This is a genomic window from Legionella spiritensis (assembly GCF_900186965.1).
Classification (GTDB): Bacteria; Pseudomonadota; Gammaproteobacteria; order Legionellales; family Legionellaceae; genus Legionella_C; species Legionella_C spiritensis.
This window is the reverse complement of the sequence record NZ_LT906457.1, coordinates 579408-593537: the sequence shown is the minus strand read 5'-3', so window position 1 is coordinate 593537 and position 14130 is coordinate 579408. Positions and strand designations below refer to the sequence as shown.

The window sequence follows — 14130 nt, the reverse complement described above, 5'->3', positions numbered from 1 at the left end:
TGATCGACGGTTGCACCGGGAACCATTGCCGCAATAATTTCCGTGACAACCTTGGTTTTTACCATAAGTTCTGTTCTAATCGAATTTTGCCGCTTGTATTCATGAAGAAAGCAATGACCGTAAAGAAAAACATCATCATTCCCGTTTTGTTTATCGCTATTCTTGCCGCTGTGTCAGCATGGTTTGTTAATGATTACCTGCGCCGGGAACGCCAGGAGAACTGGCTGATTTTATACGGTAACGTGGATATCCGTGATGTGGCACTTTCATTTCGGGTATCGGGAAGGCTTAAAACCATGAACGTGGAAGAAGGCGATCACGTGAATGAAGGGACTGTGATTGCCCTGCTGGACAAGGACACCTTCATCGCCGATCTGAATATGGCCAAAGCGGAACTGGCCCAGGCCAGTGCCAGCGAGCAAAATGCCAGGCGTACATTTCGACGACGCTCCAGACTGGTTAAGGATGGCGCGGTCTCCAAAGCGTTATACGATGACGCCATCGCCCAGCGAGACGAAGCGATAGCTCGCACGGCCACCGCGAAAGCCCGTGTAGCAAGAGCAGAAATCGCATTGAACGATACCGAAATCCATTCCCCCACCAACGGCACTATTCTAACGCGAGTACGGGAACCGGGGGCGGTGGTCACCGAAACCCAACCCGTCTATACCCTGGCCATTGATAGTCCTGTATGGGTCCGAACCTACGTTCCCGAACCCGATTTAGGCCGTATTTATCCGGGACAGGAAGCCCTGGTATTTACCGATTCAAATCCCGACAATCCCTATAAGGGGCATGTGGGATTCATCTCGCCGCAAGCGGAATTTACTCCGAAAACCGTGGAAACGACGGAGTTGCGCACCGACCTGGTCTATCGTTTACGAGTAGTTGTCAACAATCCCGATAACGGTTTGCGGCAAGGCATGCCCGTGACCGTTAAAATTCATCTTAATCAACACCAAGACCATGAACCGCAGTGAACCTCTGGTCATCATTGACTCGGTTATTAAACATTTTCCGGGCAATGATCAACCGGCCTTAAACGACATCTCCGCAGCCATCTACCCCGGCCAGATCACAGGCCTCGTCGGGCCGGATGGTGCGGGAAAAACAACCCTGATTCGGCTGATTTGCGGGTTGCTGGTTCTTAATCAAGGCAAGATTACAGTAGATGGCTTAAACAGTCAGACCGAACCGGAGCGAATTCATGACATCCTCGGCTATATGCCGCAAAAATTCGGCTTGTATGAGGATTTAAGCGTCATTGAAAATTTACGGCTTTACGCCGATTTAAGAGGGGTTGTCGGTGATGTTCGCAAACACAAATTTGCAAAACTGCTGCAATTCACCGATTTAACGTCTTTTCAATCACGTCTTGCAGGGAATCTGTCCGGCGGTATGAAACAGAAACTTGGCCTTGCCTGCTCCTTGATTGGTGAACCCCGTTTGCTGCTTTTAGATGAGCCCAGCGTCGGGGTCGATCCCATATCGCGCCGCGAATTATGGAAAATGGTTCAGGAATTGCTGCAAGGAGGCATGGCGGTCGTATGGTCAACCGCTTATCTGGATGAAGCCGAAAAATGCGATCAGATTCTGTTATTGAACGAGGGAGTTAATCTCTATCATGGTCCGCCGGCTTCCTTTCTGGATCGCGTCGATGGCCGTACCTTTCAAATCAGGGGGGTACCCTCTGAAAGCAGACGAAAAATGCTAACCCGAATACTGGATTGCGAGCAGGTCGTGGATGGGGTGATCCAGGGAAAAAATATCCGTGTGGTATTAGGTGAAAATCAGGACAAACCGGATCTCGCCGCCCTGACCGATGTACAGGGAATCAGCTGGTTGGACGTAGCACCCCGGTTTGAAGATGCTTTTGTTGATATTTTAGGAGGTGGCGGCGGCGGAACATCTCCCCTGGCAAAACAAATACCGATGAAACCGGAAAATAACAAACCGGTTATTGAAGCCAGAAAACTAACCAAGAAATTTGGGGATTTCACCGCGGTATCCAACAACGAATTCACCATTTACCGTGGGGAAATTTTTGGCTTGCTTGGCCCTAACGGAGCGGGTAAATCCACCACGTTTAAAATGCTGTGCGGCTTATTACAGCCAACAGAAGGCAGCGCTCAGGTGATGGAGCTTGATTTAAAAACCGCCTCCTCAAAAGCCCGCAGCCGAATTGGTTATATGGCTCAGAAATTTTCTCTTTACGGGCATTTAAACGCCATACAAAACCTGCGGCTTTTTTCCGGTTTATACGGATTATCCGGAAAAAAACAAAAACAGCAAATAGATGACATGATTGAAATTTTCGAGTTAAAAAAACATCTTAAGCAAAACTCCAGCAACCTGCCTTTGGGCTTCAAACAACGCCTTGCCCTGGCCTGCGCCGTGATGCATCAACCCGACGTATTGTTTCTGGATGAACCAACCTCCGGCGTTGATCCCATCACAAGACGTGAGTTCTGGACACATATCAATGGCATGGTCAACAAAGGGGTCACGGTCATGGTCACCACGCATTTTATGGATGAGGCGGAATATTGTGATCGCATTGCCCTGATTTATCGCGGTAAAAATATCGCGACAGGAACCCCCGACAATCTCAAGGATCAAGTCCGTAACCCCGAAAATCCCAACCCTTCCCTGGAAGACGCCTTCATCGCCCTCATTGAGGAGCATGACCACGAAAAACAACAACACGAAGATCCGGAGGCTTAAATCATGAATATCCGGATTTTAAAAGCATTGATTTATAAGGAAACCTTGCAGATATTACGCGACCCAAGCACCATTTTAATCGCCTTTGTTCTGCCTCTGATCTTGCTGTTTATTTTTGGTTATGGGGTCAATCTGGACAATAACCTGATTAAAACAGGACTGGTCATGGAAAACGACAATCCTACGGTCACCAGCCTGACCAGCTCGTTTGCCCATTCCCCTTTTCTGGATGTCCGAATCGGAACAGATCGCCGCAACTTCAATAATGAACTGGCTATCGAAGCCATACGCGGGATTATTGATATTCCACAACGCTTCACCGCCAGATATCTGACACAGGAGCAAAGTGCTCCCATCCAGGTCATCGCCGACGGCTCGCAACCCAACATAGCCTCGTTTGTGCAAAATTACGCGCTCGGTGTATTGCAGGTATGGCTTAACGAACAGGCTTTTATGAATGGCACGATAGAAACCGGACGACAAATCCGTATGGAACCCCGTTACTGGTACAACCTGGATCTGAAAAGCCGTGATTTCCTGATCCCTGGTTCGATAGCCATTATTATGACATTGATTGGCACTCTGCTTACCGCGCTGGTGATTGCCCGGGAATGGGAAAGAGGAACCATGGAAGCCATGATGGCTACTCCCGTGACCATTTATGAAATACTACTTGGCAAACTGATACCCTATTTTATTTTAGGGATGGGTTCCATGCTATTGTGTACGGTGATTGCCACGCTGTATTACCATGTTCCGTTTCGGGGATCCCTGCTGGTATTAAGTCTTGTCTCAGCCGTTTTTCTCATTGCGGCCCTGGGGCAAGGGTTATTGATTTCCTCCGCGGCCAAAGATCAATTCGTAGCATCCCAGATGGCTTTAATGTCCGCGTTTTTACCCGCTTTCATGCTCTCGGGTTTTATCTTTGAAATCACGGCCATGCCCAAACCCATCCAGTTGTTGACCTATGTTTTTGCAGCCCGTTATCTGGTCACCAGTCTGCAGACCATTTTCCTGACCGGGAATGTCTGGGCGCTGCTGGGTAAATCCTTGCTGGCCATCGCTGTGATAGCAATGATCTTCTTTTTAATAACGGCGCGAAAAACCAGAAAAAGGCTTGATTAATGACAAAATTTGTTATTTTTTCACCAAGAGTGCGTGCATTAATGATCAAGGAAGTATTGACGTTGTTCCGTGATCCCAAAGGCCGGATCGTGCTTATTGTGCCACCTATCCTGCAATTGCTGATTTTTTCGTTCGCCGCAACCCTGGAAGTAAAAAACGTCGCTCTGGCCATTTATAACCAGGATCACGGCAAACACGGTTATGAAGTGGTCCAGCGACTGGTCGGTTCGCCGACCTTTACCGATATTATTTTTATTAACCGGCAATCCGCCATCAAGCCCATAATAGATAATCAAAAAGCGATGGCAGCTCTGGTCATACCACAGGATTTTTCGCGTAAACTGGAAGCCAACTCCCCTGTTGGAGTGCAACTCATTCTGGATGGCAGGCGCTCTAACGCCACCCAAATTGTCAATGGCTACATCAGTACCATCATTGAAACGTACAATCAGGAGTTGAAACAACAGCAGGGCCTCGCTTCCTTGCCAGTTATTACGATTTCCCGTAACTGGTTTAACGAAAATCTTCTTTATCTCTGGTTTACGGTTCCTTCGCTGGTTTGTATTCTGTCGATGCTGATTTCTCTGGTGATCACCGCGCTGTCCGTAGCCCGCGAGCGAGAATTAGGCACCTTCGATCAAATATTGGTATCGCCCCTGACCTCTTATGAAATTTTACTGGGTAAAACCATTCCGGCCATTATCATTGGGCTGGCGGAAGGATGCCTGATTTGGGTTGCAGCCATCTGGGTATTTAAAATACCCTTTACCGGTTCGGCGTCTTTGATGTTTCTTGTTCTGTTTCTTTTTATCATGTCCACGGTCGGTATCGGGCTTTTTATTTCCGCCATGTCCAAAACCCAGCAACAAGCCATTTTAGGCGCGTTTATTTTTATGGTGCCGGCCGTGACCTTGTCGGGATATGCCGCCCCTATTGAAAACATGCCCTACTGGCTGCAAAAACTGACCTGGTTCAATCCATTGACCCACGCGCTCGTCGCAGTGCGGGGATTATTTCTGAAAAATTTGCCGCTGCATGATGTCATGAACAGTATCTGGCCGATGATTTTGATTGGCATTTTTACCCTTCCGGTGGCAGGATGGTATTTTAAGAAACGCGTGGAGTAGAACGCCTGATGAAAGGAAACACAATCCCCCTGTTCCTGCTTTTCGGCTCCTTGCTGACAGGATGCACGGTTGGACCCGATTATAAAAATCCGGAGTTAAAAACAAGCTCGAAATGGTCCGCCACGAAACGGGCACATCAGGCAACGTCCCCTGCTCCGGTGAATTTAAGCTGGTGGAAAGAGTTCAACGATCCATTGCTCAATGAGTATATCAGGCAAGCGGCAAACAACAATCTGGACATTAAAATCGCCAGAGCCCGTATCCTGGAAGCACGAGCCTTGCGGCAAATCGATGCGGCGAGCTTTTACCCGCAAATCAACGCCCAAACGCTGGTCAATTCCTTGCGAATCAGTAAACAGGGCCGGGAATTGGGCTTTTTCCCGAATTTTCCGGGGATCGATTTGATTAATCGGCAAAGACCTTTCTACAGTCTGGGCTTCGATTCACGATGGGAACTGGATCTGTTCGGCAAAACCAGACGCGCCATAGAAGCCCGTGAGGCGGAAATCGGCCAGGCCATTGAATCCGAACGGAATGTTTTGCTATCTGTCGTTGCTGAAGTGGCGCGTAACTATGTGGAACTGCGCGGGACGCAGCGTGAAATACGGATAAGAAATAAAAATCTTGCCTTGCAACGCAAAACATTGCGCATTGTACGACAACAATATGAAGTCGGTTCGGGTAATGAACTGGATGTCGCCCTGGCTGAAAGCCAGCTTAAAACGACCGAATCGTCCCTGCCCAATTTAACGGCGCAGATCTACGCCAACGCCTATCAAATCGCCGTCTTGCTGGGTAAGGAGCCTCAGGCTATTCTCAAACAAGTCCAGGCAACCCGCCCCCTGCAATTTCCTCGCAAACCGGTTCCCATCGGGCTGCGTTCCGATATTTTATGTCGCAGGCCTGATGTGCGTGAGGCAGAGCGTCAACTGGCCGCCGCCACAGCGGAAATAGGAGTAGCCACCGCCGAGCTATTCCCCCAGTTCAACCTGATAGGCGATATCAGCCTCGACAGTGTCTTTTTCGATAAGCTGTTTAATAAATCAAGCGGCGCATGGACACTTGGACCATCCATGAACTGGCCTGTTTTCCAGGGCGGTCGAATTCGTGCCAATATAAAACGTCAGAAAATACGCGCCGAGCAGGCCGGCCTGCACTACTGGCAAACCATTCTCAACGCATTGAAAGAAGCGGAAACGGCTCTGGTTCGTTACGGACAGGAGCTCGATACCAAAGATCGCCTCTTTGCGGCGGTTAAAGCCAACCGACATTCCTTTCATCTGGCACGCCAACGTTACAAATGGGGAGAGGATGATATTCTGGCTTTGATTGATACAGAACGGGCATTAAACAACAGCGAATCTGAAATGATAAGCTCTGAAACTCGTACGCTCACTAATTTGATCAGCCTTTATAAAACGTTAGGTGGCGGCTGGGAAACACTTTCTGGCCGAACTTGCGACAAAAAATGTGTCAAAAAGAATGTATTACATAAATCACGCGCGTAATACTACTGTTTCCATTTAATTTTGACAAGTAGCATTGCACAAAGTGTGCCATTTCATGTCATTCCCGCGCAGGCGGGAATCTATGCCTGATATAGCACAGAGCCAATTTAGCCATAGATTCCCGCCTGCGCGGGAATGACAGGCGCCTGTCAAAACTAAATGGAAGTGGTAATAGTTCTGGATGCAATTTTGTCAGGCCAGGAGCCCTGGCCTGGAAATGAACCGGTCAAAACGACATGGAAATGCTACCGGAAAGAATACTCGCGCACCGAGCCATATCGTGAAAAAACTATCCTGGTGAATAAGCGCTCCTTTGCTCAGAGGCTAACTCTTTTTCAGCCTTGCTTTTTTCTGCAAATACAGAAAGAACAATACGTAACTCCTGGACGCACGAATGTATTTCCTGTTGGATCGATCTGCAATTTTTTAAAATTTCCTGTCTTTGACGTTCCAGCTCATTTTTCTCACTATCAATAGAAATAAAGCCGTAATGCGCATCAAAATTTAGCGTTTGCATCATTAAATAACGCTCCGTCGGATCACTTGGCAAATTATCCAGATTATTTTGACGTTCCCGTTCTTTTCTCTCTCTATCTTCATCCTCGTTTAATGACAACGCGGAAATCCGGACATTCAATTCATTAATTAAATGCTCGTTCTCATCGAGTTGAACAGAATTTTTCTCAATACTGTCACCATATTGTTCCTTGAGTTTCTGAAGGCTTTCCAGGGATTGCCCCTGACAATAATCCCTTATTTGTTCCAGACATTTATTTTGAAAAAACCGCACAAACACCTCCCATATAAGATAAAAAATTCACGCTCTAAATTCGTCGCGCGGAATAAACCATTTTTGAATATCCTTGTCGGAAACCCGATGATACTGGCACCATTGCCTGATAATCGTATTATCCTGAATTAGCGATAAATCATACACACCAGGGCGCCTGTCGCCTTCCAGCAAATCCAGCGCAGCCAGGTTGTGGGCGTAAAACTCCGGATCCATGTATTGAATCGGTGTGGGATCCTCAAGGACAAAATTAAGAGGCGCTTTATGGTTTAATACACGCTCCTTGCAAAACCGGGCGCCGAATTCATCGTAAATGCCCATGTTAGCGAGAATCCTGTTCTCAAACCACTCCACGGGGTACTCGTCCATAATAGCCTTCTTGCCTGATGCGGTGATAACGATATCACTACGAGACACGGCCTCGGCAACAGCCTTTTTATCCAGCGGCGAAATACAGGCAATACCAAGCGCCGTTGCCGCACGACACGCGTTGGGGCACGGCTCGACAACCGTAAAGGAGACACCATATTTTTGGCAGTAACAGGCAAGACCACGTCCGATTTTACCAAACCCGAAAATCAGCCATGATTTTTCCGCGGGATTATAGCCCGTCAACTCCTCAATTGCCAACGCCGCGCTCACCGCCGTTCCAAACACGGTTTCCAGTTGTTTGGTCAAGGTTCTGTCAATACTGACAACGGGAAAATCAAGCGTCTGCCGCCGATAAAAATCATCCCCGGAGCCTGTCAATTCCACCGCCCCAATCGCCGGACGTCCCAGTTTTTGATAAAGCTCCGCACCGCAATCAAAATAGATATCAAACCGTTGTTGCCGTAAATCATAACAGTCCGCAACATACCGGACTCCGCTGGATTCGAGGCAGGCGACAGCCCGTTGACATGATGGCGTGTCGTTGCGTAAACATTCAGGATTGACCGCCGTTATCTCCATCCCCGCCGCGACCAGACAAGCGATTTTCAATAAGGTATTGGGTACCAGAGGCACACAATGCAGGCCAGTCAACCCCTTAAGAGGCTGAAGCTCGCGCCATTTGAGCCATTGCTCGTGCATAAATGGCGCATCCTTTGCACCATAGCAGGCAAAATAATCCTCGAAAGTCATCGTCATATCCGCTTGTTTTTCACATAATCTGTCAATATATCCTCTTTCATGGTAATTTTAAAATCGATGTTACAGGGAGAATGAATCATGAAAAGTTACGCGCTGGCCACGCAATTTAACGGGGAGTCTCTTCAATGGCATGTTCCAGGGAACACCTATAATCCCACGACCCTCTTTGCCAGAAAAGCGTTAGGGAAATGGAAAAAAGACATCGATGACTTCGTTCGCCAGATGCAACCCGGATTTTGTCATTGCCTCTACCTTGACGGATATTATATTTATGGCCAGAAACTGGGTGACAAGGCTTGCGTGATCGTATGTGATACCGAACTGACGATCGAGCAAATGCGTTATCTTGCCTATTACCTGCTCAACATAGGCGTTGATAGGGAAACCGTTGCCGCCCATATGGAAAAATACACGCGTGATGAAAAAGTGGAACAGGTAAAGCAGGAACTTGGCGAGGTAAAAAAGATCATGATAGACAACATCGATAAAGTTCTGGAGCGTGGCGAACGCATTGAGGATTTGATTAAACGAACGGAAGGTCTGGCTGACACGTCATTTCTATTCCATAAAAAAGCGAAAGAACTCAACAGTTGCTGGCCATGTACTATTTTCTAGCCTGCGGTCGTATTGCGGGTTTGATGTGCCAATTAGGAACGTTACCCGGCATTTCGGCTTCGCCTTCATGACGGGCTACAGGTTGACCGGAATGGTTGACCGGAATGTTTGACATGTTGTCATCCCCGCGAAGGCGGGGAACCATAGTGAATCAAGCTTGGAGCCAAATCAAGGATGGTTTCCCGCCTTCGCGGGAATGACAGACAACCTGTCAAAACGAAATGGAAACAGAATGAGGACACGCCCTAATATATATTTTGGTTTATCATGATGCCTATGAAAAAAATTATTCTAGCCACCGGCAACCCCGGTAAAATTGCGGAGCTCAGCACCCTGCTCGCGCCCATCACCTGCATTCCGCAAGCCATTCTCGGGATCAGGGACGTTGCGGAAACCGGTTTGAGCTTTGTCGAAAACGCCATTATCAAGGCTCGTCATGCCAGCCAAATCGCCGACCAACCGGCACTTGCCGACGATTCCGGCCTCGTGGTACCGGCGCTGCACGGCGAACCCGGGATTTTCTCCTCGCGTTTCGCCGGAGAACAAGCCAATGATAAGGACAATATGGCCCTGTTGCTCGACAAATTACGCGATATCCCCGAAAACGAACGCCAGGCATATTTTTACTGCGCCATTGTCGTGGTTCAACATGGCCACGATCCGACACCGCTTATTGCCTGTGGCCGCATTGACGGCAGGATAAACACCATTGCCGCGGGTGAGCATGGTTTTGGCTATGATCCGGTCTTTTATCTGAACAGCCACCGATGCACAATGGCGCAATTGCCTGCTAAAATTAAAAATAACATCAGTCACCGTGCCCGGGCACTTCGGCTTTTACAACAACAATTGACCACCTTACTATGATGAATATAACCATACTACCTTTTGAAGCCCTGGATCTGGATACGTTTTACGAGATTCTGGCGTTACGCAGCGACGTGTTTATCGTAGAACAGGCGTGTTTTTATCAGGATTTGGATTTCAAGGATCAACACGCCATGCACCTGCAGATCCGTGAAGACGATCGCCTGATTGGCTACGCCCGAATTCTGCCCTACGACGACCATGCCATGAGTTTCGGTCGTATCGTGACCGCCCCCTCGCATCGCGGACAGGGTCTTGGGAAACAATTGATGGAAATTATTTTAGGGTTTCTGGGCAACCATTATCCCGAACGCCCCATTACCATTACCGCCCAAAACTATCTACACGACTTCTATCAAGGGTATGGTTTTAACGCGCAGGGCGAACCGTTTGACATGGACGGCATCCCGCATATTACGATGGTAAAACAACCGTGACTTCCAGGCCTGATCGCTTTGCACAAGCCTGCCGACTGCAACAGCAGGGACAATTGCCGCAAGCCATTCACTTATTTGAAGAGATATTACAGGATCAGCCCGGGCATGAACCGGCGCTGCGCCATCTGGGATTAATTCATGTGCAACTGAACGATATGACTGGCGCCATTGATTGTTTCAAGCGGGCGCTTCAAGCCGCACCCAACGATGAAACCCTGCACAATAATCTCGCGAACGCCTGTCGCAAACTCAACCGCTTTGACGAAGCCATCCGGCATTATCAACAAGCTATTGCGATAAAGCCCGATTATGCCCAGGCTCACAGCAATCTGGCGGGTATTTATGCCATAAAAAACGATTACAAAAACGCCTTGCACCACTATCGTCTGGCCGTCCACGCCCAACCGGATTTCACTTCCGCCCATTACAACCTGGGCTTGTTGCTGTTAAAGCACAACGAATTACAGGCGGCCCGCACTCAATTCAATAACGTTCTGGAGTTAAACCCGGACAATATCGACGCACGCTTTTACCTTGGCGTGCTTTGCCTCGAAGCCAGCCAGCTTCACGACGCGGAACGTGCGTTTCAGGATGTGGTGATCCAGGATCCTGAGAATACACAAGCTCTGATTAACCTCGGCGTTATTGCCTTGAAGCGGCAACAAGGGCAGCTGGCCGTTGATTTTTTCAGCAAGGCGCTGGCTCTGGATAATTACAATCTCGATGCCCGCAACAATCTGGCCGCCACCTTCATGCATTATGATCGTTTTGAAAACGCATTGATGCATTATGACCTGTTGTTGCAGGACGCACCGGATAATACCGAATATTTATACAACGCCGGGGTCGCACAAATGGCATTGGGGCACCTGAACGAAGCCATCGGCCATTTTGAAACGCTGCTCGCCCTGGAACCCGAACATTTTGCGGCACTCAATAATCTGGCTGCCGTGTACCTACGGCTTGAGGATCGGCAACAGGCCAAAACGTTACTCCGACGCGCGGTTGCGGCAAATCCCGAGGATCCGGCCAGCCGGCATATGCTGCAAGCTCTGGAAGGCACAACAACTTCGGGGCAAACCTGTGAGAAATACGCGGCCAATTTATTTAATAACTATGCCCTGTATTACGATCAGCATATGCAAGGCCCTTTACACTACTCGCTTCCCCGGCATATACAACAAATCGGTGAGGCGTTGTCTCTTAACGACGTTGAGCGTACTCTGGATCTCGGTTGCGGTACCGGTCTTACCGGCGAAGTCCTGAGATCATTCAGCCGAGATCTGACCGGTGTTGATATTTCGTCCAAAATGCTGGCACAGGCCAAAGAAAAACGTCTCTATGACAGAACGGTCGAGTCGGAATTGCTGACGTTTCTGAACAAGGATCCCCACCATTACGGGCTGATTGTCGCCGCGGATGTTCTGCCTTATTTCGGGGAACTCGACTCTCTGTTTGCCGCCATCAGCCGCCGCCTGGTGCCTGAGGGTTATTTCCTGTTTTCAACGGAAATCAGTTCCTCACAATCCTGGCAATTGCAGGAAAGCGCCCGATTCAGCCACCACCCGGATTATCTTCGCCGTCTTTGTCAAAAACACCACCTGGATATTCTGGAGCAAAAACAGGTGATCGCCCGTCACCAAAACGAGCGGGGCCTGTCCGAACTGCTTTTTACCACCCGCCTAAAAAGTGTCTGACCATACACTATACTTTAGGTAGAGTCTTTCCGTCTCATCGCTTCCGTAATCGGGTTATGCTAGAATGTACTGCTTGTATGAATGGGGTTTTTCATGGGAGTCAATTACAACAGAAACGTAGAATGCTACTATAAAAGCGCGCGGGAATTGTTTTTACCCATTCAGGACGTATCCGAAATTGAAGGCTTTGTGATTCGATTAGGCAAGAAAACCTATCACTTTCGCGGCGGCCACACCCCATGGAACAACTATTGCAGCGTGATGCTCGCAGAAAACAAATACTGCACCAACAAACTCCTTCAACAAGCCGGCGTTCCGGTGCCGAAAGCCACGGCCATTCATATCGATGATTTCAAACAGGGTAAATTACGCAATATCATCGCTGATTTAACCTTCCCGCTGGTTATCAAACCCACCTCAGGCGCTTTTGGAGAAGATGTCTTGTGCAACATTCCCGACTATGAAGAATTACACCGCCTGACGGGCAAGGTGTTTGCCGGGAAAAAACACAACTTTATATCCATCGAGGAATTTCATGGCCGTTTAAAATCCTTTCGTATTCTGGTGTTTAACAACCGTATCATCGGGGTACTGGAACGCTATCCCGCCCGTGTTACCGGCGATGGCCAACATACCATTATCGAACTGGTGGCGCTGGCCAATCGGCAAAGAAAACAAATCAGTGATACCCTTGGCCCCATCGTTATAGACGAGGAATGTCACATCCGGCTCAGGGAGTTGAACATAACCCCTCAATACATACCAAAACAGGATGAGTGCATTGTCCTGTGCTATACCTGCAATGCGTCACGCGGCGGATCCTATGAAGCGATCAGCAACAAAATGTGCAGGAAAAACCGCAGGTTATTCATTAAGACCGCCGCAGTTATGAATTTAACTTTAGCCGGTATTGACGTGGAATGCGAGGATCTTGGCGTCCCTGTCGAACAGTCAAACGGCGTTATCATTGAAGTCAACGGCACACCAAGCGTCCGTATTCATGAGAGTCCCATGCACGGCAAGCCGACGCGAGTCAGCAAACCCATCGTACGGGCACTTCTTTACCGACATCCCATTTATTATCTCTATGTGCTATATACCAATAAAAGAACAGCATTTTATATTAGAAGTGTCATTTTACTGCCCATTTTAGCTGCAATATACCGTCTTCTGATCTGAATACTGACCCTATTAACACCGCAGGATAGTTGTATGAACGCATTAAAAGTACTGGATGTATCCCTGAGGGACGGAGGGCATCGGACGAATTTTCATTTCAGCCGGGAAGAGCTGAAACACATCATTGGCCTTCTCGACAAGGCGGGACTCGATTACATTGAAATCGGCTATCGTAACGGTTCGCTTCATCCCATACCGGACATCGGGTGCGCCGGACTCTGTGAGCAGGACTATCTTGCATATTGCCGATCTTTGATGAAGCAGTCGCAAATGGCCGTCATGGTTCACCCTGAAAAGGTTTCTGCATCCGACATTAGCGAACTGAAACAAAATGGCGTCGATCTGATTCGGATCTGCGTGATTCGCGGGGGAGTAGCAACGGCTTGCCCGGTGATTGATATGGTTCGCGAGTATGGTATGCGGGTTTCAGTGAATTTTATTCACGCCTCGCAATATCAGGAACAGGAGCTGGATCATGTGGTGGCGACGGCCATGAAACATCAGCCGGATCTGATTTATTTCGCTGATTCCAATGGCAGCCTGCAGCCTGGGAGAGTACAAAAAATATTTCAAATTTACACACAGCGCTATCCTGCGGCTTTTGGTTTCCACGCCCACGATAACCTGGGCCTGGCGCAGACCAACACGTTGGCAGCCATAGAGGCAGGCGCGCAATACGTGGACGCATCCCTGGCCGGTATGGGCAAGGGAACGGGCAATCTTAAAACGGAATTCTTCATCGCCTATCTGCACGCCTGCGGCCTGCCAAACTATGATCTCGATGAGGTTGTAGCCGCAGCCAACTATGTCCGGCGTGTGTTACATATTGGTCAGGAAGAGCTCGAAATGGATGAATTCATCCGGGGCATTGCCGATCTGTCCACCGCGGAGATGAAAACATACTATAAACGACAAACGGACTGAAACAAC

At 48.6% G+C, this 14130-nt stretch carries 13 protein-coding genes; 11 read left to right on the top strand and 2 right to left on the bottom strand.

Annotated features, from left to right (window positions below):
• Positions 1-113: 113 nt before the first annotated feature.
• Genes CKW05_RS02745 through CKW05_RS02725 form a run of 5 tightly spaced genes read left to right on the top strand, consistent with a single transcriptional unit; the run spans position 114 to position 6484 of the window.
• Positions 114-980: an efflux RND transporter periplasmic adaptor subunit gene (locus CKW05_RS02745; RefSeq protein WP_231950673.1), complete on the top strand. Its 867-nt coding sequence runs from the start codon at positions 114-116 to the stop codon at positions 978-980.
• Complete coding sequence (locus CKW05_RS02740) at positions 967-2724, top strand: ATP-binding cassette domain-containing protein (RefSeq protein ID WP_058484416.1); 1758 nt, start codon at positions 967-969, stop codon at positions 2722-2724. Before CKW05_RS02745 ends, CKW05_RS02740 begins: the two co-directional genes overlap by 14 nt.
• A 3-nt stretch (positions 2725-2727) precedes the next feature.
• Positions 2728-3849: an ABC transporter permease gene (locus tag CKW05_RS02735; RefSeq protein WP_058484417.1), complete on the top strand. Its 1122-nt coding sequence runs from the start codon at positions 2728-2730 to the stop codon at positions 3847-3849.
• Entirely contained in the window at positions 3849-4976 is a 1128-nt protein-coding gene (locus tag CKW05_RS02730; RefSeq protein WP_058484418.1) for an ABC transporter permease, read from the top strand. Before CKW05_RS02735 ends, CKW05_RS02730 begins: the two co-directional genes overlap by 1 nt.
• An 8-nt stretch (positions 4977-4984) precedes the next feature.
• Positions 4985-6484, top strand: a complete 1500-nt coding sequence (locus tag CKW05_RS02725) for an efflux transporter outer membrane subunit (protein WP_065238427.1) — start codon at positions 4985-4987, stop codon at positions 6482-6484.
• A gap of 289 nt (positions 6485-6773) precedes the next feature.
• On the opposite strand, the gene CKW05_RS02720 is transcribed toward CKW05_RS02725, so the two are convergent.
• Positions 6774-7274, bottom strand: coding sequence for a hypothetical protein (locus CKW05_RS02720; RefSeq protein ID WP_058484419.1), 501 nt, complete (start codon positions 7272-7274; stop codon positions 6774-6776).
• 27 nt (positions 7275-7301) lie between these two features.
• Positions 7302-8396, bottom strand: coding sequence for a Rossmann-fold NAD(P)-binding domain-containing protein (locus CKW05_RS02715; protein ID WP_231950671.1), 1095 nt, complete (start codon positions 8394-8396; stop codon positions 7302-7304).
• A gap of 87 nt (positions 8397-8483) precedes the next feature.
• Between CKW05_RS02715 and CKW05_RS02710 the strand changes: the two genes are divergently transcribed.
• From CKW05_RS02710 to CKW05_RS02685, 6 genes are all read left to right on the top strand, one after another.
• Positions 8484-9020, top strand: a complete 537-nt coding sequence (locus CKW05_RS02710; RefSeq protein WP_058484421.1) for a hypothetical protein — start codon at positions 8484-8486, stop codon at positions 9018-9020.
• Positions 9021-9296: 276 nt separating this feature from the next.
• A complete protein-coding gene (gene rdgB, locus CKW05_RS02705; RefSeq protein ID WP_058484422.1) occupies positions 9297-9887 on the top strand; it encodes an RdgB/HAM1 family non-canonical purine NTP pyrophosphatase in 591 nt (196 codons plus the stop codon).
• Positions 9884-10324 (top strand): GNAT family N-acetyltransferase, encoded by a 441-nt coding sequence (locus CKW05_RS02700; protein WP_058484423.1) that lies wholly within the window; start codon positions 9884-9886, stop codon positions 10322-10324. The genes rdgB and CKW05_RS02700 overlap by 4 nt, the downstream gene beginning before the upstream one ends.
• Entirely contained in the window at positions 10321-12021 is a 1701-nt protein-coding gene (locus CKW05_RS02695) for a tetratricopeptide repeat protein (protein WP_058484424.1), read from the top strand. The genes CKW05_RS02700 and CKW05_RS02695 overlap by 4 nt, the downstream gene beginning before the upstream one ends.
• A 93-nt stretch (positions 12022-12114) precedes the next feature.
• Positions 12115-13200, top strand: coding sequence for a UDP-N-acetylmuramyl peptide synthase (locus CKW05_RS02690; protein ID WP_058484425.1), 1086 nt, complete (start codon positions 12115-12117; stop codon positions 13198-13200).
• A gap of 33 nt (positions 13201-13233) precedes the next feature.
• On the top strand, positions 13234-14124 hold the full coding sequence (locus CKW05_RS02685) for a beta/alpha barrel domain-containing protein (protein ID WP_058484426.1): 891 nt from the start codon (positions 13234-13236) through the stop codon (positions 14122-14124).
• The last annotated feature ends 6 nt before the right edge of the window (positions 14125-14130 follow it).